This is a genomic window from Escherichia sp. MAL-1 (assembly GCF_052948035.1).
In genome coordinates, this window is sequence record NZ_CM129609.1 from 763,490 (window position 1) to 786,739 (window position 23,250).

Genomic DNA, 23,250 nt, shown 5'->3' on the forward strand with positions numbered 1-23,250 from the left:
AATGCGTAAAGATTTTATTAGACATATACACCACGAAAAAATTGGATATCCAAAATAAAATGACAATAATGCGGTGGATTATATAGGCATAAAAGATAAATGAGATAGTATTTTCATCAGTGTGAAAATGAACATTGATTTAAATAATGAGTTTGAGTTTTTTTGTTTTTATTGTGAATGATATTTAATTTATGAATATATTAAGAAGAAGCCTTGTCCGGTCGCCTTAAATCGACAAAAGGCATTGTGGCGCTTCTGTGTAGTCTCTGACCTTATCGTAATCATTAATAAATACTATTTATTCGTCGTTTGTATTCATTGGGTTGATTATTAAGGTGCCGTTCGTTGCTGTTGCAACCTGTTTGTCACCGTTAATTATTTGTTACCCACAGAACAGAACTATGGAATGCGATCTGCTGATGATTAAAATTGAAAAAGTAATTAATAAAAATGACCTTAAGGCATTTATCGCTTTTCCGTCATCACTTTATCCCGACGATCCAAACTGGATACCCCCTTTATTCATTGAACGCAACGAGCATTTGTCTGCGAAAAATCCGGGGACGGACCATATCATCTGGCAGGCGTGGGTGGCAAAAAAAGCGGGGCAGATAGTTGGGCGTATTACCGCGCAAATAGATACCTTGCACCGCGAGCGTTACGGCAAAGATACCGGTCATTTCGGCATGATTGACGCCATTGATGATCCGCAGGTTTTTGCCGCGTTGTTTGGCGCAGCGGAAGCGTGGTTGAAGTCACAAGGTGCAAGTAAGATCAGCGGGCCTTTCAGCCTGAATATCAATCAGGAAAGCGGATTACTGATTGAAGGTTTTGACACACCACCCTGTGCGATGATGCCACACGGCAAACCGTGGTATGCCGCGCATATTGAACAACTGGGTTATCACAAAGGCATTGATTTACTGGCGTGGTGGATGCAGCGAACCGATCTCACTTTCTCTCCGGCGCTAAAAAAACTGATGGATCAGGTGCGCAAAAAGGTGACCATTCGCTGCATCAATCGTCAGCGGTTTGCCGAAGAGATGCAGATCCTGCGTGAGATTTTCAACTCTGGCTGGCAGCACAACTGGGGATTTGTGCCGTTTACCGAACATGAATTCGCGACCATGGGCGATCAACTTAAATATCTGGTGCCGGACGATATGATCTATATCGCTGAGATTGATTCTGCACCCTGCGCGTTTATTGTCGGCTTGCCGAACATCAACGAGGCGATTGCCGATCTGAACGGATCGCTCTTTCCCTTCGGCTGGGCAAAATTGCTGTGGCGTTTGAAAGTCAGCGGTGTGCGAACTGCGCGAGTACCGCTGATGGGCGTGCGCGACGAGTATCAGTTCAGCCGCATCGGCCCGGTGATTGCGCTGTTATTGATTGAAGCCTTACGCGATCCGTTTGCCCGCCGGAAGATCGATGCGCTGGAGATGTCATGGATCCTCGAAACCAATACAGGCATGAATAACATGCTGGAACGCATTGGGGCGGAGCCGTACAAGCGTTACCGATTGTATGAAAAGCAGATTTAATACCAGCTAACTCAGGTTCATCTCCAGCGGCACCGCCGAGCGAATCAAATGGTGGCCTTCCAGCTCGATATCGTGGAGATTCTTTTTCACGGTCCGCACATGATCGCGTGCTGCGCGCTGGGCGACGTGCGGCAGCCGCTGCAACACCGCGTTGTAGATCCGCGCATGCTGGCGATCGATCTGCTTTTTTTGCTGTGGTCGATGGTAGAGATTATTTACGCTGGCAAACACTGAATTAAACATCAGATCGGTCAATGATTGCAGCGTAAACACCAGCACCTGATTGTGAGAAGCCTGACAAATGGCGAGATGGAAAGCGTGATCCAACTGCGCATGTTCGATCAGCGAAATCTCTTTGTTGTTCTCACTGGCGGCGAGCATTTTTTCATAACAGCGGGTTATCACAACAAAATCAGCCTGCGTTCCCAGCGTTGCCGCCAGCCTTGCCGATTCGCCCTCCAGTAATGCGCGAACGTCGAGCAGATCGTACAGCGTTCGCGGCTGCGTACTGAACAGATGGATCAGCGGGCTGGTGTCCTGCACCCGATTAAGCCGTGCGACACGAGAATCGCGACCCTGCGCCGTTTCAATAATCCCGCGCCCGCGCAGCACGGTCAGCCCTTCACGCAGTGCGGAGCGTGAGAAGCCGAGCTTTTCACACAGTCGACGTTCCGAGGGAAGCGGCTGACCGACCTTCAGTACGCCGTCGATAATTAACCGTTCGATACTCTCTGCAACCACTTCGCAAATAGGGCGACGTTCATCTTTCATTCCCGGACCTCGTGCACAGGTAGGACCAATTTTTCTGTTCTTAACTCGCAAAACACGCACATCACGTAAGTGATTATGTTACATCAATTTAACATTGAGTTAACCAAGACAAGGTCACAGAGCTGGAAAAAAAATGGTCTGACCGGTAGCTAAAGAGATAGACGAAAACGAAAAGCCCGCTTAATAACTGTTCACAGAAGCAGCGCGCAAAAATCAGCTGCCACACAACACAACAAAGCGAAGCCTACTCATGAGCATCTTGTACGAAGAGCGTCTTGATGGCGCTTTACCCGATGTCGACCGCACATCGGTACTGATGGCACTGCGTGAGCATGTCCCTGGACTTGAGATCCTGCATACCGATGAGGAGATCATTCCTTACGAGTGTGACGGGTTGAGCGCGTATCGCACGCGTCCATTACTGGTTGTTCTGCCTAAGCAAATGGAACAGGTGACAGCGATTCTGGCTGTCTGCTATCGCCTGCGTGTACCGGTGGTGACCCGTGGTGCAGGCACCGGGCTTTCTGGTGGCGGGCTGCCGCTGGAAAAAGGTGTGTTGTTGGTGATGGCGCGCTTTAAAGAGATCCTCGACATTAACCCCGTTGGTCGCCGCGCGCGCGTGCAGCCAGGCGTGCGTAACCTGGCGATCTCCCAGGCCGTTGCACCGCATAATCTCTACTACGCACCGGACCCTTCCTCACAAATCGCCTGTTCCATTGGCGGCAATGTGGCTGAAAATGCCGGCGGCGTCCACTGCCTGAAATATGGTCTGACCGTACATAACCTGCTGAAAATTGAAGTGCAAACGCTGGACGGCGAGGCACTGACGCTGGGATCGGACGCGCTGGATTCACCTGGTTTTGACCTGCTGGCGCTGTTCACCGGATCGGAAGGTATGCTCGGCGTGACCACCGAAGTGACGGTAAAACTGCTGCCGAAGCCGCCCGTGGCGCGGGTTCTGTTAGCCAGCTTTGACTCGGTAGAAAAAGCCGGACTTGCGGTTGGTGACATCATCGCCAATGGCATTATCCCCGGCGGGCTGGAGATGATGGATAACCTGTCGATCCGCGCGGCGGAAGATTTTATTCATGCCGGTTATCCCGTCGACGCCGAAGCGATTTTGTTATGCGAGCTGGACGGCGTGGAGTCTGACGTACAGGAAGACTGCGAGCGGGTTAACGACATCTTGTTGAAAGCGGGCGCGACTGACGTCCGTCTGGCACAGGACGAAGCAGAGCGCGTACGTTTCTGGGCCGGTCGCAAAAATGCGTTCCCGGCGGTAGGACGTATCTCCCCGGATTACTACTGCATGGATGGCACCATCCCGCGTCGCGCCCTGCCTGGCGTACTGGAAGGCATTGCCCGTTTATCGCAGCAATATGATTTACGTGTTGCCAACGTCTTTCATGCCGGAGATGGCAACATGCACCCGTTAATCCTTTTCGATGCCAACGAACCCGGTGAATTTGCCCGCGCGGAAGAGCTGGGCGGGAAGATCCTCGAACTCTGCGTTGAAGTTGGCGGCAGCATCAGTGGCGAACATGGCATCGGGCGAGAAAAAATCAATCAAATGTGCGCCCAGTTCAACAGCGATGAAATCACGACCTTCCATGCGGTCAAGGCGGCGTTTGACCCCGATGGTTTGCTGAACCCTGGGAAAAACATTCCCACGCTACACCGCTGTGCTGAATTTGGTGCCATGCATGTGCATCACGGTCATTTACCTTTCCCTGAACTGGAGCGTTTCTGATGCTACGCGAGTGTGATTACAGCCAGGCGCTGCTGGAGCAGGTGAATCAGGCGATTAGCGATAAAACGCCGCTGGTGATTCAGGGCAGCAATAGCAAAGCCTTTTTAGGTCGCCCTGTCACCGGGCAAACGCTGGATGTTCGTTGTCATCGCGGCATTGTTAATTACGACCCGACCGAGCTGGTGATAACCGCGCGTGTCGGAACGCCGCTGGTGACAATTGAAGCGGCGCTGGAAAGCGCGGGGCAAATGCTCCCCTGTGAGCCGCCGCATTATGGTGAAGAAGCCACCTGGGGCGGGATGGTCGCCTGCGGGCTGGCGGGGCCGCGTCGCCCGTGGAGCGGTTCGGTCCGCGATTTTGTCCTCGGCACGCGCATCATTACCGGCGCTGGAAAACATCTGCGTTTTGGTGGCGAAGTGATGAAAAACGTTGCCGGATACGATCTCTCACGGTTAATGGCCGGAAGCTACGGTTGTCTTGGCGTGCTCACTGAAATCTCGATGAAAGTGTTACCGCGACCGCGCGCCTCCCTGAGCCTGCGTCGGGAAATCAGCCTGCAAGAAGCCATGAACGAAATCGCCCAGTGGCAACTCCAGCCGCTACCCATTAGTGGCTTATGTTACTTCGACAATGCGTTGTGGATCCGCCTTGAGGGCGGCGAAGGATCGGTAAAAGCGGCGCGTGAACTGCTGGGGGGCGAAGAGGTTGCGGGTCAGTTCTGGCAGCAATTGCGTGAACAACAACTGCCGTTCTTCTCGTTACCAGGTACCTTATGGCGCATTTCATTACCCAGCGATGCGCCGATGATGGATTTACCCGGCGAGCAACTGATCGACTGGGGCGGTGCGTTACGCTGGCTGAAATCGACAGCCGAGGACAATCAAATCCATCGCATCGCCCGCAACGCTGGCGGTCATGCGACCCGCTTTAGTGCCGGAGATGGTGGCTTTGCCCCGCTATCGGCTCCTTTATTCCGCTATCACCAGCAGCTTAAACAGCAGCTCGACCCTTGCGGCGTGTTTAACCCCGGTCGCATGTACGCGGAACTTTGAGGAGCAGGCTATGCAAACCCAATTAACTGAAGAGATGCGGCAGAACGCGCGCGCGCTGGAAGCCGACAGCATCCTGCGCGCCTGTGTTCACTGCGGATTTTGTACCGCAACCTGCCCAACCTATCAGCTTCTGGGCGATGAACTGGACGGGCCGCGCGGGCGCATCTATCTGATTAAACAGGTGCTGGAAGGCAACGAAGTCACGCTTAAAACACAGGAGCATCTCGATCGCTGCCTCACTTGCCGTAATTGTGAAACCACCTGTCCTTCTGGTGTGCGCTATCACAATTTGCTGGATATCGGGCGTGATATTGTCGAGCAGAAAGTGAAACGCCCACTGCCGGAGCGAATACTGCGCGAAGGATTGCGCCAGGTAGTGCCGCGTCCGGCGGTCTTCCGTGCGCTGACGCAGGTAGGGCTGGTGCTGCGACCGTTTTTACCGGAACAGGTCAGAGCAAAACTGCCTGCTGAAACGGTGAAAGCTAAACCGCGTCCGCCGCTGCGCCATAAGCGTCGGGTTTTAATGCTGGAAGGCTGCGCCCAGCCTACGCTTTCGCCCAACACCAACGCGGCAACTGCGCGAGTGCTGGATCGTCTGGGGATCAGCGTCATGTCAGCTAACGAAGCAGGCTGTTGTGGCGCGGTGGACTATCATCTTAATGCGCAGGAGAAAGGGCTGGCACGGGCGCGCAATAATATTGATGCCTGGTGGCTCGCGATTGAAGCAGGTGCCGAGGCAATTTTGCAAACCGCCAGCGGTTGCGGCGCGTTTGTCAAAGAGTACGGGCAGATGCTGAAAAACGATGCGTTATATGCCGATAAAGCGCGTCAAGTCAGTGAACTGGCGGTCGATTTAGTCGAGCTTCTGCGCGAGGAACCGCTGGAAAAACTGGCAATTCGCGGCGATAAAAAACTGGCCTTCCACTGCCCGTGTACCCTACAACATGCGCAAAAGCTGAACGGCGAAGTGGAAAAAGTGTTGCTTCGTCTTGGATTTACCTTAACGGACGTTCCCGACAGCCATCTGTGCTGCGGTTCAGCGGGAACATATGCGTTAACGCATCCCGATCTGGCACGCCAGCTGCGGGAAAACAAAATGAATGCGCTGGAAAGCGGCAAACCGGAAATGATCGTCACCGCCAACATTGGTTGCCAGACCCATCTGGCGAGCGCCGGTCGTACCTCTGTGCGTCACTGGATTGAAATTGTAGAACAAGCCCTTGAAAAGGAATAACAAAATGAAAACTAAAGTCATTCTTAGCCAGCAAATGGCGAGTGCAATTATTGCCGCAGGTCAGGAAGAGGCGCAGAAAAATAACTGGTCTGTTTCCATTGCTGTTGCCGATGACGGCGGTCATCTGCTGGCGTTAAGTCGCATGGACGATTGCGCGCCGATTGCGGCTTACATCTCCCAGGAGAAAGCGCGTACCGCCGCGCTGGGGCGTCGTGAAACTAAGGGCTATGAAGAGATGGTGAACAACGGACGTACCGCGTTCGTGACTGCGCCGTTACTGACGTCGCTGGAAGGTGGCGTACCGGTTGTTGTTGATGGGCAAATTATTGGTGCCGTGGGCGTTTCTGGTTTAACCGGAGCACAGGATGCGCAGGTCGCGAAAGCGGCAGCAGCGGTGTTGGCGAAATAAGCGAAAACGAGGAGAGAAACAATGAGTCAAACCATAACCCAGGGCCGTTTACGCATTGACGCCAATTTTAAACGTTTTGTGGATGAAGAAGTTTTGCCTGGCGTGGAACTGGATGCTGCCGCGTTCTGGCACAATGTTGATGAGATCGTTCACGATCTGGCGCCAGAGAATCGTCAGTTGCTGGCAGAGCGCGATCGCATTCAGGCGGTGCTTGATGAGTGGCATCGCAGCAATCCGGGGCCGGTAAAAGATAAAGCGGCCTATAAATCTTTCCTGCGTGAACTGGGCTACCTGGTGCCGCAACCGGAGCGCGTGACGGTGGAAACCACGGGCATTGACAGCGAAATCACCAGCCAGGCGGGGCCGCAGCTGGTGGTTCCGGCAATGAACGCCCGCTACGCGCTGAACGCGGCGAACGCTCGCTGGGGCTCACTATACGATGCGTTATACGGCAGCGACATCATCCCGCAGGAAGGGGCGATGGTCAGCGGCTACGATCCGCAACGCGGTGCGCAGGTTATCGCCTGGGTTCGGCGTTTCCTCGATGAATCTCTACCGCTGGAAAACGGCAGCTATCAGGATGTGGTGGCGTTTAAGGTGGTCGATAAACAATTACGCATCCAGTTGAAAAATGGTAAAGAAACCACGTTACGTACCCCGGCGCAGTTTGTCGGTTACCGTGGCGATGCCGCTGCGCCGACCTGCATTTTGCTGAAAAATAACGGCCTGCATATTGAACTGCAAATTGATGCCAACGGGCGGATTGGCAAAGACGATCCGGCGCACATCAACGATGTTATCGTCGAAGCGGCCATCAGTACCATTCTCGACTGCGAAGATTCGGTCGCGGCGGTTGATGCGGAAGATAAAATCCTGCTGTACCGCAACCTGCTGGGCCTGATGCAGGGGACTCTGCAAGAGAAAATGGAGAAAAACGGTCGGCAAATCGTGCGTAAACTGAATGACGATCGTCATTACACCGCCGCCGATGGCTCTGAAATTTCTCTGCACGGACGCTCGCTGCTGTTTATCCGCAACGTGGGTCATTTGATGACCATTCCTGTGATTTGGGACAGCGAAGGCAATGAAATCCCGGAAGGCATTCTTGATGGCGTCATGACTGGCGCGATTGCCCTCTATGATTTAAAAGTGCAGAAAAACTCGCGCACTGGCAGCGTCTATATTGTGAAACCGAAAATGCACGGTCCGCAGGAAGTGGCGTTCGCCAACAAACTGTTTACCCGCATTGAGACAATGCTCGGTATGGCACCGAATACCCTGAAAATGGGCATTATGGATGAAGAACGTCGGACCTCGCTGAACTTGCGTAGCTGTATCGCTCAGGCGCGCAACCGCGTGGCGTTCATCAATACCGGTTTCCTCGACCGTACCGGCGATGAAATGCATTCGGTGATGGAAGCTGGCCCGATGCTGCGTAAAAATCAGATGAAATCGACGCCTTGGATCAAAGCCTACGAGCGTAATAACGTGCTTTCCGGTCTGTTCTGTGGGCTGCGCGGTAAAGCGCAAATTGGTAAAGGCATGTGGGCAATGCCGGACCTGATGGCAGACATGTACAGCCAGAAGGGCGACCAACTGCGTGCCGGGGCAAACACAGCCTGGGTTCCGTCACCAACCGCTGCTACGCTCCATGCGCTGCACTACCACCAAACCAACGTACAGAGCGTACAAGCCAACATTGCCCAGACCGAGTTCAATGCTGAATTTGAACCGCTGCTGGACGATCTGCTGACTATTCCGGTTGCTGAAAACGCTAACTGGTCGGCGCAAGAGATCCAACAAGAGCTGGATAACAACGTGCAGGGGATTCTGGGGTACGTGGTGCGCTGGGTGGAGCAGGGGATTGGTTGTTCAAAAGTGCCGGATATTCACAATGTGGCGCTGATGGAAGACCGCGCAACGCTGCGCATCTCCAGCCAGCATATCGCCAACTGGTTACGTCACGGTATTTTGACTAAAGAACAGGTGCAGGCGTCGCTGGAGAATATGGCGAAAGTGGTTGATCAGCAAAACGCTGGCGATCCGGCTTATCGTCCGATGGCGGGGAATTTCGCTAACTCGAGTGCTTTTAAAGCTGCCAGCGATTTAATCTTCCTCGGCGTGAAACAGCCAAACGGTTATACCGAACCGTTATTACACGCCTGGCGTTTACGCGAAAAAGAAAGTCATTAATAGCGTCAAAAAAGCCCCGGCAAGTTTTATTGTCGGGGCTATGATAGTAACTGCGGTAGTACATTTATCCCGGAAATAACCGGAGCGATTATCAGGGTTTAACAATATTAAATACCCGTAGCGCATTACTAGCGGGCCTAAAACAACAATATGGACATCTTAACGATACTCTGCGTCTGCGTGTGCGGAACAGAAACCCTTACCCGATATACTTGTTATGCCAGAGGTAGCAATTGCGTTAACGGCGTACTGTTGCTGTAAAGTATAACGCCTATATTTTACAGTTCAGTCCTCTTTTGCTTATTACAACCTTAAGTATATCAAGCATATAAAGATAATAAGAGACTGAACAATATGGTTACCTGGACCCAAATGTATATGCCGATGGGAGGACTGGGGCTATCCGCTCTGGTCGCCCTGATCCCGATAATATTCTTCTTCGTTGCACTCGCGGTATTACGTCTGAAAGGACATGTCGCTGGAGCAATAACCCTTATATTATCTATCCTGATTGCAATATTCGCCTTTAAAATGCCGATTGATATGGCATTTGCTGCTGCGGGCTATGGCTTTATTTATGGATTATGGCCAATAGCGTGGATTATTGTCGCGGCGGTGTTCCTGTATAAATTAACCGTTGCCAGCGGGCAGTTCGATATTATCCGCAGCTCGGTTATCTCCATCACCGACGATCAGCGTTTGCAGGTGTTACTGATTGGTTTCTCCTTTGGTGCGTTGCTGGAAGGAGCGGCTGGCTTTGGTGCGCCGGTGGCGATTACCGGTGCGCTGCTGGTGGGCCTGGGCTTCAAACCGTTATACGCGGCGGGGCTGTGTCTGATTGCCAATACTGCGCCGGTGGCGTTTGGTGCGTTGGGCGTGCCGATTCTGGTCGCCGGTCAGGTAACGGGAATCGATCCGTTCCACATTGGCGCAATGGCGGGACGTCAGTTACCGTTCCTGTCGGTTCTTGTGCCGTTCTGGCTGGTAGCAATGATGGACGGCTGGAAAGGGGTGAAAGAGACGTGGCCAGCGGCGCTGGTTGCTGGGGGAAGCTTCGCTGTCACTCAGTTCTTTACCTCTAACTATATTGGTCCGGAACTGCCGGATATTACTTCGGCGCTGGTGAGTATCGTCTCACTCGCTTTATTCCTTAAAGTCTGGCGGCCGAAAAATACCGAAACGGCAATCAGCATGGGACAATCCGCAGGTGCGATGGTGGTAAATAAGCCATCTTCTGGCGGTCCCGTGCCTTCAGAATATAGTCTGGGGCAAATCATTCGAGCGTGGTCACCGTTTTTAATCTTAACGGTGCTGGTCACCATCTGGACCATGAAGCCGTTTAAAGCGTTATTTGCTCCGGGCGGCGCGTTTTATTCACTGGTGATTAATTTCCAGATCCCTCATTTGCATCAACAAGTGTTGAAAGCGGCACCCATTGTCGCCCAACCAACGCCAATGGATGCGGTGTTTAAATTCGACCCCCTCTCGGCTGGCGGCACCGCTATTTTTATTGCGGCGATTATCTCTATCTTCATCCTCGGTGTGGGGATCAAGAAAGGTATTGGCGTCTTTGCCGAAACGCTAATTAGCTTGAAGTGGCCGATACTGTCGATTGGCATGGTGCTGGCGTTCGCCTTCGTCACCAACTATTCTGGCATGTCCACCACGCTGGCGCTGGTACTGGCAGGTACAGGCGTGATGTTCCCGTTCTTCTCACCGTTTCTCGGCTGGCTGGGCGTATTCCTTACCGGCTCGGACACCTCCTCTAACGCCCTGTTTGGTTCACTGCAATCGACCACGGCGCAGCAAATCAACGTCTCTGACACCCTGCTGGTGGCAGCAAACACCAGCGGCGGCGTAACTGGCAAGATGATCTCCCCGCAATCTATCGCCGTGGCCTGCGCCGCGACGGGCATGGTGGGCCGAGAATCTGAACTGTTCCGCTACACCGTGAAGCACAGTCTGATTTTTGCCAGCGTTATCGGCATTATCACCCTGCTGCAGGCGTATGTGTTTACCGGGATGTTAGTCTCGTAAATCAATAAAGCCGGATGATCGTTAATATCATCCGGCTTCATTTACATTATTCTGTCTTATTAATTGAAAATCATTTCTCGCTTTATTATCCATGCAGCAATAATGTTTTGCGTTCAGATAACCTGCTAAATAATTAAGAGCGTGAGAACATCTATTTTTTTATCACGCAAAACAAGTCTGTATTAATTATGTTCGCTTGATGAGCAAACACCGTTCTATCTGTTGCTTTTGCAATCTTAATCGTTAAAACTACCAACAAATTTATATAGTTACGTTGTGAAATGTTGTTAATTTTTTGTTTGTTGAAATTTCGTAAAAATAGCCAGATAGACATCGTATAGGGGTTATTCTTATAAATTTCACCTGTTTTCTATCAATGATGTCGTTTTCTTAAGAATGGAGGAAGTTATTAGAGAAGATAAAGCATAAAACTATTTCTCCCAGTTACGAATTTTTTAACATTGTTTTGTCACTTGCGTTATTAATGAATAAGAAATTTAAATATAAGAAATCGCTTTTAGCGGCTATTTTGAGCGCAACCCTGTTAGCCGGTTGTGATGGCGGTGGTTCCGGATCTTCCTCCGATACGCCGCCTGTAGATTCTGGAACAGGGTCTTTGCCGGAAGTGAAACCTGATCCAACACCAAACCCGGAGCCGACGCCTGAGCCAACGCCGGACCCAGAGCCTACGCCAGAACCGATACCTGATCCTGAACCAACACCAGAACCGGAGCCAGAACCTGTTCCTACGAAAACGGGTTATCTGACCCTGGGCGGAAGCCAGCGGGTAACTGGTGCTACCTGTAATGGTGAATCCAGCGATGGCTTTACATTTAAACCTGGCGAGGACGTTACTTGCGTGGCGGGTAACACGACAATTGCCACCTTCAACACTCAGTCAGAAGCTGCGCGTAGCTTGCGTGCGGTTGAAAAAGTGTCGTTTAGCCTTGAGGACGCGCAAGAACTGGCGGGCTCCGATGACAAGAAAAGCAATGCGGTTTCGCTGGTAACGTCCAGTAACAGCTGTCCGGCGAATACAGAACAGGTTTGTCTGACGTTCTCCTCGGTGATCGAGAGTAAACGCTTCGACTCGCTGTATAAGCAAATCGATCTGGCACCGGAAGAGTTCAAAAAGCTGGTCAATGAAGAGGTGGAAAACAATGCTGCGACCGATAAAGCGCCATCCACTCATACTTCACCGGTCGTGCCCGTCACCACGCCGGGAACAAAACCGGATCTGAACGCTTCCTTCGTGTCGGCTAACGCGGAACAGTTTTATCAGTATCAACCCACTGAAATCATTCTCTCTGAAGGTCGACTGGTCGATAGCCAGGGATATGGTGTTGCTGGCGTCAACTACTACACCAATTCAGGCCGTGGCGTGACAGGGGAAAATGGTGAATTTTCCTTTAGCTGGGGCGAAACCATCTCCTTTGGTATCGATACCTTTGAACTGGGTTCAGTGCGCGGCAATAAGTCGACCATTGCGCTGACTGAACTGGGTGATGAAGTTCGCGGGGCGAATATTGATCAGCTTATTCATCGCTATTCGACGACCGGGCAAAATAATACCCGTGTTGTTCCGGACGATGTACGCAAGGTCTTTGCCGAATATCCCAACGTGATCAACGAGATTATCAATCTCTCGTTATCCAACGGTGCGACGCTGGGGGAAGGTGAGCAAGTCGTTAATCTGCCTAACGAATTTATTGAGCAGTTTAATACGGGTCAGGCCAAAGAGATCGATACCGCGATTTGTGCGAAAACCGATGGTTGTAACGAGGCTCGCTGGTTCTCGCTGACGACGCGCAATGTTAATGACGGCCAGATTCAGGGCGTTATCAACAAGCTGTGGGGCGTGGATACGAACTACAAATCTGTCAGCAAGTTCCATGTATTCCATGACTCCACCAACTTCTATGGCAGCACGGGTAATGCGCGCGGTCAGGCGGTGGTGAATATCTCCAACGCGGCCTTCCCGATTCTGATGGCGCGTAATGATAAAAACTACTGGCTGGCCTTCGGCGAGAAACGGGCCTGGGATAAAAATGAGCTGGCGTACATTACTGAAGCGCCTTCCATTGTGCGACCAGAGAACGTGACACGCGAAACCGCCACCTTCAACCTGCCGTTTATTTCGCTGGGGCAAGTGGGCGATGGCAAGCTGATGGTTATCGGTAACCCACACTACAACAGCATCCTGCGTTGCCCGAACGGTTACAGCTGGAACGGGGGCGTTAATAAAGATGGGCAGTGTACGCTCAACAGCGACCCGGATGACATGAAGAACTTCATGGAGAACGTGCTGCGCTATCTGTCAAATGATCGCTGGTTGCCGGATGCAAAATCCAATATGACCGTGGGTACTAACCTGGACACGGTGTATTTCAAAAAACACGGGCAGGTTACAGGAAATAGTGCTGCGTTCGGCTTTCATCCGGATTTTGCGGGTATCTCTGTTGAGCATTTAAGTAGCTATGGCGATCTCGACCCGCAGGAAATGCCGCTGCTGATCCTCAACGGCTTTGAGTATGTGACTCAGGTTGGTAACGATCCTTATGCAATCCCGCTGCGTGCAGATACCAGCAAACCGAAGCTGACCCAGCAGGATGTGACCGATTTGATCGCCTATATGAACAAAGGTGGATCGGTGCTGATCATGGAAAACGTGATGAGCAATCTTAAGGAAGAGAGCGCATCTGGCTTTGTACGTCTGCTTGATGCCGCAGGTTTGTCGATGGCGCTTAACAAGTCGGTAGTAAATAACGATCCGCAAGGCTACCCGGACCGCGTTCGTCAACGACGTTCAACGCCAATTTGGGTCTATGAGCGTTATCCGGCTGTCGATGGTAAACCACCGTATACCATTGATGACACCACGAAAGAAGTTATCTGGAAATATCAGCAAGAAAACAAACCTGATGACAAACCGAAGCTGGAAGTTGCCAGCTGGCAGGAAGAAGTTGAGGGTAAACAGGTAACTCAATTCGCCTTTATCGATGAAGCCGACCACAAAACGCCTGAGTCACTGGCTGCGGCGAAGAAGAGAATTCTGGACGCGTTCCCAGGGCTGGAAGAGTGTAAGGATTCTGACTACCACTATGAGGTCAACTGTCTGGAATATCGTCCTGGCACGGGGGTTCCGGTTACTGGTGGCATGTATGTTCCACAGTATACGCAACTAAGCCTTAACGCCGACACTGCGAAAGCGATGGTGCAGGCTGCGGATTTAGGCACCAACATTCAGCGTCTGTATCAGCATGAGCTTTACTTCCGTACCAATGGTCGCAAAGGTGAGCGTCTGAGCAGCGTCGATCTGGAACGTCTGTACCAGAACATGTCGGTCTGGCTGTGGAATAAAATTGAATATCGCTATGAAAACGACAAGGATGACGAGCTGGGCTTTAAAACGTTCACCGAGTTCCTGAACTGTTACGCCAACAATGCTTATGATGGTGGCACGCAGTGCTCCGCAGAGCTGAAACAATCGCTGATCGATAACAAGATGATCTACGGTGAAGGCAGCAAAGCGGGCATGATGAACCCGAGCTACCCGCTTAACTATATGGAAAAACCGCTGACGCGCCTGATGCTGGGGCGTTCCTGGTGGGATCTGAACATCAAGGTTGATGTCGAGAAGTATCCGGGGGCGGTATCGGCTGAAGGTGAGGAGGTTACTGAAACCATCAACCTGTACTCGAATCCGACCAAATGGTTTGCGGGTAACATGCAGTCTACTGGCCTGTGGGCTCCGGCTCAGCAGGAAGTCAGCATTAAGTCCAATGCGAAAGTCCCTGTGACTGTTACCGTGGCGCTGGCTGACGACCTGACCGGGCGTGAGAAGCATGAGGTTGCGCTGAACCGTCCGCCAAGAGTGACTAAAACATACTCTCTGGATGCTAGCGGCACGGTGAAGTTCAAGGTTCCTTACGGTGGTCTGATTTATATCAAGAGCGACAGTAAAGAGGAGAAATCAGCCAACTTCACCTTTACTGGCGTGGTAAAAGCGCCGTTCTATAAAGACGGTAAATGGAAAAACGACCTGAAATCCCCTGCGCCGTTGGGTGAGCTGGAGTCTGCGTCGTTCGTCTATACCACGCCGAAGAAGAACCTTGAGGCCAGCAATTACAAGGGCGGTCTGAAACAATTCGCTGAGGATCTGGATACCTTTGCCAGCTCGATGAATGACTTCTACGGTCGTGATGGCGAAAGCGGTAAGCACCGGATGTTTACCTATGAAGCATTGACGGGGCACAAACATCGTTTCACCAACGATGTGCAGATCTCCATCGGTGATGCGCACTCTGGTTATCCGGTGATGAACAGCAGCTTCTCGCCGAACAGCACCACGCTGCCGACGACGCCGCTGAACGACTGGCTGATCTGGCACGAAGTAGGGCACAACGCTGCAGAAACGCCGCTGACTGTACCGGGCGCAACTGAAGTGGCGAACAACGTGCTGGCGCTGTACATGCAGGATCGTTATCTCGGCAAGATGAACCGTGTCGCTGACGATATTACCGTTGCGCCGGAATATCTGGAGGAGAGCAACGGTCAGGCATGGGCGCGTGGCGGTGCGGGTGACCGTCTGCTGATGTACGCGCAGCTGAAGGAATGGGCAGAGAAAAACTTTGATATCAAACAGTGGTATCCAGAAGGCTCTCTGCCAGCGTTCTACAGCGAGCGTGAAGGGATGAAAGGCTGGAACCTGTTCCAGTTGATGCACCGTAAAGCACGCGGCGATGATGTTGGCAATGACAAATTTGGCAACAGAAACTACTGTGCCGAATCCAACGGTAACGCTGCCGACACGCTGATGCTGTGTGCATCCTGGGTCGCTCAGACGGACCTTTCCGCATTCTTTAAGAAATGGAATCCGGGCGCGAATGCTTACCAGTTGCCGGGAGCGACAGAGATGAGCTTCGAGGGCGGTGTGAGCCAGTCGGCTTACAACACGCTCGCGTCACTCGATCTGCCGAAACCGAAGCAAGGGCCGGAAACCATTAACAAGGTTACCGAGTATTCGATGCCTGCTGAATAACCCGGATAAGGCGTTCACGCCGCATCCGGCATGAAATAAGGCGCACCGGGTTGCGCCAGCTTATCGGGCCTGGAGGAAAGCCATATGGCATACACCTGCAGGCCCGCATCCGGCAAGTTACAACAAACAACCTTTAACCATGCTTTTTGATGTTTTTCAGCAATACCCCGCGGCGATGCCCGTCCTGGCAACCGTCGGAGGATTGATTATAGGTAGTTTTTTGAATGTGGTGATTTGGCGTTACCCCATCATGCTGCGCCAACAAATGGCGGAGTTTCACGGTGAAATGCCGAGTGCGCAGTCAAAAATAAGCCTGGCGCTGCCACGTTCGCACTGTCCACATTGTCAGCAGACCATCCGCGTTCGTGACAATATTCCGCTGCTCTCCTGGCTGATGCTCAAAGGGCGCTGCCGCGACTGTCAGGCGAAAATCAGCAAGCGTTATCCGCTGGTGGAGTTATTGACAGCACTTGCTTTTTTGCTGGCGAGTCTGGTCTGGCCAGAAAGTGGATGGGGGCTGGCGGTGATGATATTATCCGCCTGGCTGATTGCCGCGAGCGTCATCGACCTCGATCACCAATGGCTGCCCGATGTTTTTACTCAGGGCGTATTGTGGACAGGACTGATTGCGGCATGGGCGCAGCAGAGTCCGCTCACGCTACAAGATGCAGTCACCGGCGTCCTGGTGGGATTTATCACTTTTTACTCTCTGCGTTGGATAGCCGGAATAGTTCTGCGTAAAGAAGCATTAGGCATGGGCGATGTATTACTTTTCGCCGCGTTAGGTGGCTGGGTGGGGGCATTGTCGCTGCCCAATGTTGCTTTAATCGCCTCATGCTGCGGCCTGATATATGCCGTTATTACAAAAAGAGGATCAACCACACTGCCTTTTGGACCGTGTTTAAGTCTGGGCGGTATAGCAACACTTTATCTACAGGCATTGTTTTAATGATAACCACGTCATTATCAAAGTGACATTTTAACTCTTATTAATAACCTTAGAGATTATTTACCATGTCGATAAAACAGATGCCAGGGAGGGTATTAATATCGCTATTGTTGAGCGTTACAGGATTATTAAGTGGCTGTGCCAGCCATAATGAAAACGCCAGTTTACTGGCGAAAAAACAGGCGCAAAATATCAGCCAAAACCTGCCGATTAAATCTGCGGGATATACCTTAGTGCTGGCACAAAGTAGCGGCACGACGTTAAAAATGACCATTATCAGCGAAGCGGGGACTCAGACCACGCAGACGCCTGACGCCTTTTTAACCAGCTATCAACGACAAATGTGCACTGACCCAACGGTGAAATTAATGCTCACTGAGGGAATTAATTACAGCATAACGATTAATGATACACGTACAGGTAACCAGTATCAGCGGAAACTGGATCGTACCACCTGTGGAATAGTCAAAGCATAACGTCGGGTAGATATAAATTGGCGCGGGTTGTTTTTCGTGACGCACGAATTTATCTCATTCAATGGCTGACAAAAATTCGTCACACTCTTAACCAGAGACAATCTCTTAATACAGACAAAGAGCATCTGCGTAAAATTGCACGCGGGATGTTCTGGCTGATGCTGCTTATTATTTCTGCAAAAATGGCGTATTCACTCTGGCGCTATTTCTCCTTTTCTGCGGAATATACGGCTGTTTCCCCATCGGCGAATAAACCGCCCCGTGCGGATGCAAAAACGTTCGATAAAAATGACGTGCAATTAATCAGCCAGCAAAACTGGTTTGGCAAATATCAGCCCGTCGCCACGCCGGTAAAACAACCCGAACCTGTGCCTGTGGCAGAAACGCGTCTTAATGTGGTGTTGCGTGGGATCGCCTTTGGTGCCAGACCCGGCGCGGTTATTGAAGAAGGTGGCAAACAGCAGGTCTATTTGCAGGGGGAACGGCTTGGTTCTCACAACGCGGTGATTGAGGAAATCAACCGCGACCATGTGATGCTGCGCTATCAGGGAAAAATAGAGCGCCTGAGCCTGGCAGAAGAGGGGCATTCCACCGTAGCCGTGACCAACAAAAAAGCCGTCAGTGACGAAGCAAAGCAAGCTGTTGCTCAGCCTGCTGCCAGTGCGCCAGTTGAGATCCCGACTGCCGTGCGTCAGGCACTGACGAAAGATCCGCAGAAAATTTTTAACTATATCCAGCTTACGCCTGTGCGTAAGGAGGGGATTGTCGGTTATGCAGTGAAGCCGGGGGCAGATCGTTCTCTGTTCGATGCCAGCGGTTTCAAGGAAGGCGATATCGCCATTGCGCTAAATCAGCAGGATTTCACTGATCCACGAGCAATGATTGCTCTGATGCGGCAGTTACCTTCAATGGATTCCATTCAACTTACGGTTTTACGCAAGGGTGCGCGCCACGACATTTCCATCGCGCTGCGCTAACCGCATTTAATCCAGGAGAATCATTCATCGTGTTTTGGCGTGATATTACGTTGTCGGTCTGGCGTAAGAAGACAACTGGCCTCAAAACAAAAAAGCGTTTACTGCCGCTGGTGCTGGCAGCGGCATTATGCAGTTCACCGGTCTGGGCGGAAGAAGCCACTTTCACCGCTAATTTTAAAGATACCGACCTGAAATCGTTCATCGAAACCGTCGGCGCTAACCTTAATAAAACCATCATTATGGGGCCGGGCGTACAGGGGAAAGTGAGTATTCGCACCATGACCCCGCTCAATGAACGCCAGTATTACCAGCTATTCCTTAACCTGCTGGAAGCACAGGGGTATGCCGTCGTACCGATGGAAAACGACGTGCTGAAGGTGGTGAAATCCAGCGCTGCGAAAGTCGAGCCGCTGCCGCTGGTCGGTGAAGGCAGCGACAACTACGCGGGCGATGAAATGGTCACCAAAGTAGTGCCGGTACGTAATGTGTCAGTACGCGAGCTGGCACCGATTCTGCGCCAGATGATCGACAGCGCAGGCTCAGGCAACGTTGTTAATTACGATCCCTCCAACGTGATTATGCTCACCGGACGCGCCTCCGTCGTGGAGCGGCTGACGGAAGTGATCCAGCGTGTGGATCACGCGGGTAATCGCACTGAAGAGGTGATCCCGCTGGATAACGCCTCGGCTTCGGAAATCGCCCGCGTGCTGGAAAGCCTGACGAAAAACAGCGGCGAGAACCAGCCTGCGACGCTGAAATCTCAAATTGTCGCCGATGAACGCACCAACAGTGTGATTGTCAGTGGTGACCCCGCCACGCGGGACAAAATGCGCCGTCTGATCCGTCGCCTGGACTCAGAAATGGAGCGCAGCGGCAACAGCCAGGTTTTCTATCTCAAATACAGCAAAGCCGAAGATCTGGTCGATGTACTGAAGCAGGTCAGCGGCACGCTCACGGCGGCTAAAGAAGAGGCGGAAGGCACGGTCGGTAGCGGGCGTGAGATTGTCTCCATCGCCGCCAGCAAACACAGTAATGCCCTGATTGTTACTGCGCCGCAGGACATCATGCAATCGCTGCAAAGCGTGATTGAACAACTGGATATTCGCCGTGCTCAGGTGCATGTCGAGGCGTTGATCGTGGAAGTTGCCGAAGGTAGCAATATCAATTTCGGCGTGCAGTGGGCGTCGAAAGATGCCGGATTAATGCAGTTTGCTAATGGTACGCAGATCCCTATCGGTACGCTGGGCGCAGCCATTTCTCAGGCGAAACCGCAGAAAGGCTCGACGGTGATCAGTGAAAACGGCGCTACCACCATTAATCCGGATACCAACGGCGATCTCTCCACGCTCGCCCAGCTTCTTTCCGGCTTTAGCGGTACGGCGGTTGGTGTGGTGAAAGGCGACTGGATGGCGCTGGTGCAGGCGGTTAAAAACGACTCCAGCTCTAACGTGCTCTCCACGCCGAGCATCACCACGCTGGACAACCAGGAAGCCTTCTTCATGGTGGGCCAGGACGTTCCGGTATTAACCGGCTCTACCGTTGGCTCCAATAACAGCAATCCTTTCAATACAGTAGAAAGGAAAAAAGTCGGCATCATGCTGAAAGTCACGCCGCAGATTAACGAAGGTAACGCGGTACAGATGGTGATTGAGCAGGAAGTCTCGAAGGTGGAAGGACAGACCAGCCTCGACGTGGTGTTTGGTGAGCGCAAACTGAAAACCACCGTGCTGGCTAACGATGGTGAGCTGATTGTGCTTGGTGGTCTGATGGACGATCAGGCGGGAGAAAGCGTGGCGAAAGTGCCGCTGCTGGGCGATATCCCATTGATTGGTAACCTGTTTAAATCGACGGCGGATAAAAAAGAAAAACGTAACCTGATGGTGTTTATCCGTCCGACCATTCTGCGTGACGGTATGGCGGCAGACGGCGTGTCGCAGCGCAAATATAACTATATGCGCGCCGAACAGATCTATCGTGATGAGCAAGGTTTAAGCCTGATGCCGCACACTGCACAGCCGGTACTGCCAGCGCAAAACCAGGCCTTACCGCCGGAAGTTCGCGCGTTCCTCAATGCCGGGAGAACGCGTTAATGGTGCCTGTAGCACAGGAAACCACCGCCAACACCGTGCGTCTGCCCTACAGTTTCAGCCGTCGGTTTAGCCTGGTGGCATGGTGCGAAGCGTCGCTGGAGATCCTCCACGTTCATCCGCTATCGCTCTCTGTTTTGCAGGAGCTGCAGCGGGGGCTGAACGCGCCCTTTACGCTGCGGCAAATCGACGAGGCCGAATTTGAACAGCGGCTGAATGCGGTCTGGCAGCGGGACTCTTCCGAGGCTCGCCAGCTGATGGAAGATCTCGGTTCTGCCGAGGACTTTTTTACCCTCGCGGAAGAACTGCCGGAAACGGAAGATCTGCTGGAAAGCGACGACGATGCGCCGATCATCAAACTGATCAACGCCATGCTGGCAGAGGCAATCAAAGAAGGCGCTTCGGATATCCACATTGAGACGTTTGAAAAGAGTCTGGTGATCCGTTTTCGTGTTGACGGCACATTACATGAAATGCTGCGTCCGGGGCGCAAACTGGCCTCGCTGCTGGTGTCGCGTATCAAGGTGATGGCGCGGCTGGACATTGCCGAAAAGCGCGTGCCGCAGGATGGACGTATTGCGCTGTTGCTGGGCGGCCGGGCGATTGACGGGCGTGTCTCCACCATGCCTTCTGCCTGGGGCGAGCGCGTGGTGCTGCGACTGCTGGACAAAAACCAGGCCCGCCTGACGCTGGAGCGTCTGGGGCTTAGCCAGCAACTGACCGCGCAGTTGCGCCAGCTGTTACACAAACCGCACGGCATCTTTCTGGTGACGGGGCCGACGGGTTCCGGCAAAAGCACCACGCTGTACGCCGGATTGCAGGAGCTGAACAACCATTCGCGCAACATTCTCACGGTTGAAGATCCCATCGAATACATGATTGAAGGGATCGGTCAGACGCAGGTTAACACCCGCGTCGGCATGACCTTTGCCCGTGGGCTGCGCGCGATTTTGCGTCAGGACCCGGATGTGGTGATGGTCGGTGAAATCCGCGATACCGAAACCGCAGAAATCGCCGTCCAGGCTTCACTTACCGGACACCTGGTCCTTTCCACGCTGCATACCAACACAGCGGTGGGGGCGATCACACGTTTGCAGGATATGGGCGTGGAGCCTTTCCTGCTCTCTTCCAGTCTGACGGGCGTGATGGCGCAGCGACTGGTTCGCACGCTGTGTCCCGACTGCCGCCAGCCCGCACCAGCCACTGACGAAGAAAAACGCCTGCTGGGAATTACCGACGCCCGTACCGTCACTCTGTACCATCCACAGGGCTGTCCCGCCTGTAATCACAAAGGTTTTCGCGGACGGACTGCCATCCATGAGCTGATCGTGGTGGATGCCACATTGCGTGATTTGATCCACCGTCAGGCCGGGGAGCTGGAGCTGGAACGTTATGTCCGACAACACTCTGCGGGTATCCGCAGCAACGGCATTGAGAAAGTGCTCGCCGGAGAAACCTCTCTCGATGAAGTTCTGCGGGTAACCATGGAGGCGTAATGGCACTGTTTTACTATCAGGCGCTGGAGCGTAATGGTCGCAAAACCAAAGGTATGATTGAGGCGGATTCCGCGCGTCATGCCCGCCAGTTGTTGCGCGGTAAAGAGCTTATCCCCGTGCATATTGAAGCCCGGATGAATACTTCGTCAGGGGGGATGTTGCAGCGTCGGCGGCACGCACATCGTCGCGTGGCGGCGGCAGATCTTGCGCTGTTCACGCGCCAACTGGCAACGCTGGTACAGGCAGCAATGCCGCTGGAAACCTGCTTACAGGCGGTCAGTGAGCAAAGTGAAAAACTGCATGTAAAAAGCCTCGGAATGGCGCTGCGCAGCCGGATTCAGGAAGGTTACACCCTGTCGGACAGCCTGCGCGAACATCCCCGCGTCTTTGATTCTCTGTTTTGTTCGATGGTTGCTGCCGGAGAAAAATCCGGGCATCTCGACGTGGTGCTTAATCGCCTGGCAGATTACACCGAACAGCGACAGCGCCTGAAATCACGTCTATTGCAGGCCATGCTCTATCCGCTGGTTCTGCTGGTGGTGGCAACGGGCGTGGTCACTATTTTGCTGACGGCGGTAGTACCGAAAATCATCGAACAGTTTGATCATCTCGGACACGCGCTGCCCGTCTCCACCCGCACGCTTATTGCCATGAGCGATGCGTTGCAGGCCAGCGGCGTTTACTGGCTGGCGGGTTTGCTGGGGCTTCTGGTGCTGGGGCAACGGCTACTTAAAAATCCTGCGATGCGCCTGCGCTGGGATAAAACCTTGCTGCGCCTGCCCGTGATAGGGCGTGTTGCGCGCGGACTGAATACGGCGCGTTTTTCCCGCACGTTAAGCATCCTCACCGCCAGCAGTGTTCCGCTACTGGAAGGCATTCAGACCGCTGCCGCCGTGTCGGCAAATCGCTATGTCGAGCAACAACTGCTGTTGGCGGCAGATCGCGTCCGCGAAGGAAGCAGTCTGCGCGCTGCGCTGGCGGAGTTGCGCCTGTTCCCCCCGATGATGCTGTACATGATCGCCTCCGGCGAACAGAGCGGCGAACTGGAAACCATGCTTGAACAGGCCGCAGTTAACCAGGAGCGGGAATTTGATACCCAGGTGGGGCTGGCGTTGGGGCTGTTTGAGCCGGCGCTGGTGGTGATGATGGCGGGCGTGGTGCTGTTTATCGTCATCGCCATCCTCGAGCCGATGCTGCAACTGAACAATATGGTTGGAATGTAATTTACGGAGTT

General features: G+C 52.8%; 15 protein-coding genes. 14 read left to right on the forward strand and 1 reads right to left on the reverse strand.

Going from position 1 to position 23,250, the window contains the following annotated elements; genetic code table 11:
• Positions 1 to 401 precede the first annotated feature (401 nt).
• Positions 402 to 1,544, forward strand: coding sequence for a protein YghO (gene yghO / locus ACU8XX_RS03775; protein ID WP_001300526.1), 1,143 nt, complete (start codon positions 402 to 404; stop codon positions 1,542 to 1,544).
• Positions 1,545 to 1,550: 6 nt separating this feature from the next.
• On the opposite strand, the gene glcC is transcribed toward yghO, so the two are convergent.
• Positions 1,551 to 2,315 (reverse strand): transcriptional regulator GlcC, encoded by a 765-nt coding sequence (gene glcC / locus ACU8XX_RS03780; protein ID WP_001297764.1) that lies wholly within the window; start codon positions 2,313 to 2,315, stop codon positions 1,551 to 1,553.
• Between the two features lie 250 nt (positions 2,316 to 2,565).
• Between glcC and glcD the strand changes: the two genes are divergently transcribed.
• The 13 genes from glcD (at position 2,566) to gspF (ending at position 23,239) form a co-directional block, all read left to right on the forward strand.
• Positions 2,566 to 4,065: a glycolate oxidase subunit GlcD gene (gene glcD / locus ACU8XX_RS03785; RefSeq protein WP_112034044.1), complete on the forward strand. Its 1,500-nt coding sequence runs from the start codon at positions 2,566 to 2,568 to the stop codon at positions 4,063 to 4,065.
• Positions 4,065 to 5,117: a glycolate oxidase subunit GlcE gene (glcE, locus tag ACU8XX_RS03790; RefSeq protein ID WP_000943098.1), complete on the forward strand. Its 1,053-nt coding sequence runs from the start codon at positions 4,065 to 4,067 to the stop codon at positions 5,115 to 5,117. Before glcD ends, glcE begins: the two co-directional genes overlap by 1 nt.
• A gap of 10 nt (positions 5,118 to 5,127) precedes the next feature.
• Positions 5,128 to 6,351: a glycolate oxidase subunit GlcF gene (glcF, locus tag ACU8XX_RS03795; RefSeq protein WP_016241627.1), complete on the forward strand. Its 1,224-nt coding sequence runs from the start codon at positions 5,128 to 5,130 to the stop codon at positions 6,349 to 6,351.
• Between the two features lie 4 nt (positions 6,352 to 6,355).
• The gene (locus ACU8XX_RS03800; protein WP_000853256.1) at positions 6,356 to 6,760 is read left to right on the forward strand and encodes a GlcG family protein; all 405 of its coding nucleotides are present in this window, start codon (positions 6,356 to 6,358) and stop codon (positions 6,758 to 6,760) included.
• 21 nt (positions 6,761 to 6,781) lie between these two features.
• Positions 6,782 to 8,953 (forward strand): malate synthase G, encoded by a 2,172-nt coding sequence (gene glcB, locus ACU8XX_RS03805; protein ID WP_000084110.1) that lies wholly within the window; start codon positions 6,782 to 6,784, stop codon positions 8,951 to 8,953.
• A gap of 354 nt (positions 8,954 to 9,307) precedes the next feature.
• On the forward strand, positions 9,308 to 10,990 hold the full coding sequence (gene glcA, locus ACU8XX_RS03810) for a glycolate permease GlcA (RefSeq protein ID WP_000259302.1): 1,683 nt from the start codon (positions 9,308 to 9,310) through the stop codon (positions 10,988 to 10,990).
• Between the two features lie 484 nt (positions 10,991 to 11,474).
• A complete protein-coding gene (gene sslE / locus ACU8XX_RS03815; protein ID WP_001034466.1) occupies positions 11,475 to 16,031 on the forward strand; it encodes a lipoprotein metalloprotease SslE in 4,557 nt (1,518 codons plus the stop codon).
• 139 nt (positions 16,032 to 16,170) lie between these two features.
• Positions 16,171 to 16,980 carry a prepilin peptidase PppA gene (gene pppA, locus ACU8XX_RS03820; RefSeq protein ID WP_001338812.1) on the forward strand — a complete coding sequence of 270 codons (810 nt, stop codon included), beginning with the start codon at positions 16,171 to 16,173 and terminating at the stop codon, positions 16,978 to 16,980.
• Positions 16,981 to 17,045: 65 nt separating this feature from the next.
• A complete protein-coding gene (gspS2, locus tag ACU8XX_RS03825; RefSeq protein ID WP_001460060.1) occupies positions 17,046 to 17,456 on the forward strand; it encodes a type II secretion system pilot lipoprotein GspS-beta in 411 nt (136 codons plus the stop codon).
• Positions 17,457 to 17,473: 17 nt separating this feature from the next.
• The gene (gene gspC, locus ACU8XX_RS03830) at positions 17,474 to 18,433 is read left to right on the forward strand and encodes a type II secretion system protein GspC (RefSeq protein WP_089584681.1); all 960 of its coding nucleotides are present in this window, start codon (positions 17,474 to 17,476) and stop codon (positions 18,431 to 18,433) included.
• A 29-nt stretch (positions 18,434 to 18,462) separates the two neighbouring features.
• Positions 18,463 to 20,523 (forward strand): type II secretion system secretin GspD, encoded by a 2,061-nt coding sequence (gene gspD / locus ACU8XX_RS03835; RefSeq protein ID WP_000498824.1) that lies wholly within the window; start codon positions 18,463 to 18,465, stop codon positions 20,521 to 20,523.
• Complete coding sequence (gene gspE / locus ACU8XX_RS03840) at positions 20,523 to 22,016, forward strand: type II secretion system ATPase GspE (RefSeq protein ID WP_112034041.1); 1,494 nt, start codon at positions 20,523 to 20,525, stop codon at positions 22,014 to 22,016. Before gspD ends, gspE begins: the two co-directional genes overlap by 1 nt.
• A complete protein-coding gene (gspF, locus tag ACU8XX_RS03845; protein WP_001173458.1) occupies positions 22,016 to 23,239 on the forward strand; it encodes a type II secretion system inner membrane protein GspF in 1,224 nt (407 codons plus the stop codon). The genes gspE and gspF overlap by 1 nt, the downstream gene beginning before the upstream one ends.
• The last annotated feature ends 11 nt before the right edge of the window (positions 23,240 to 23,250 follow it).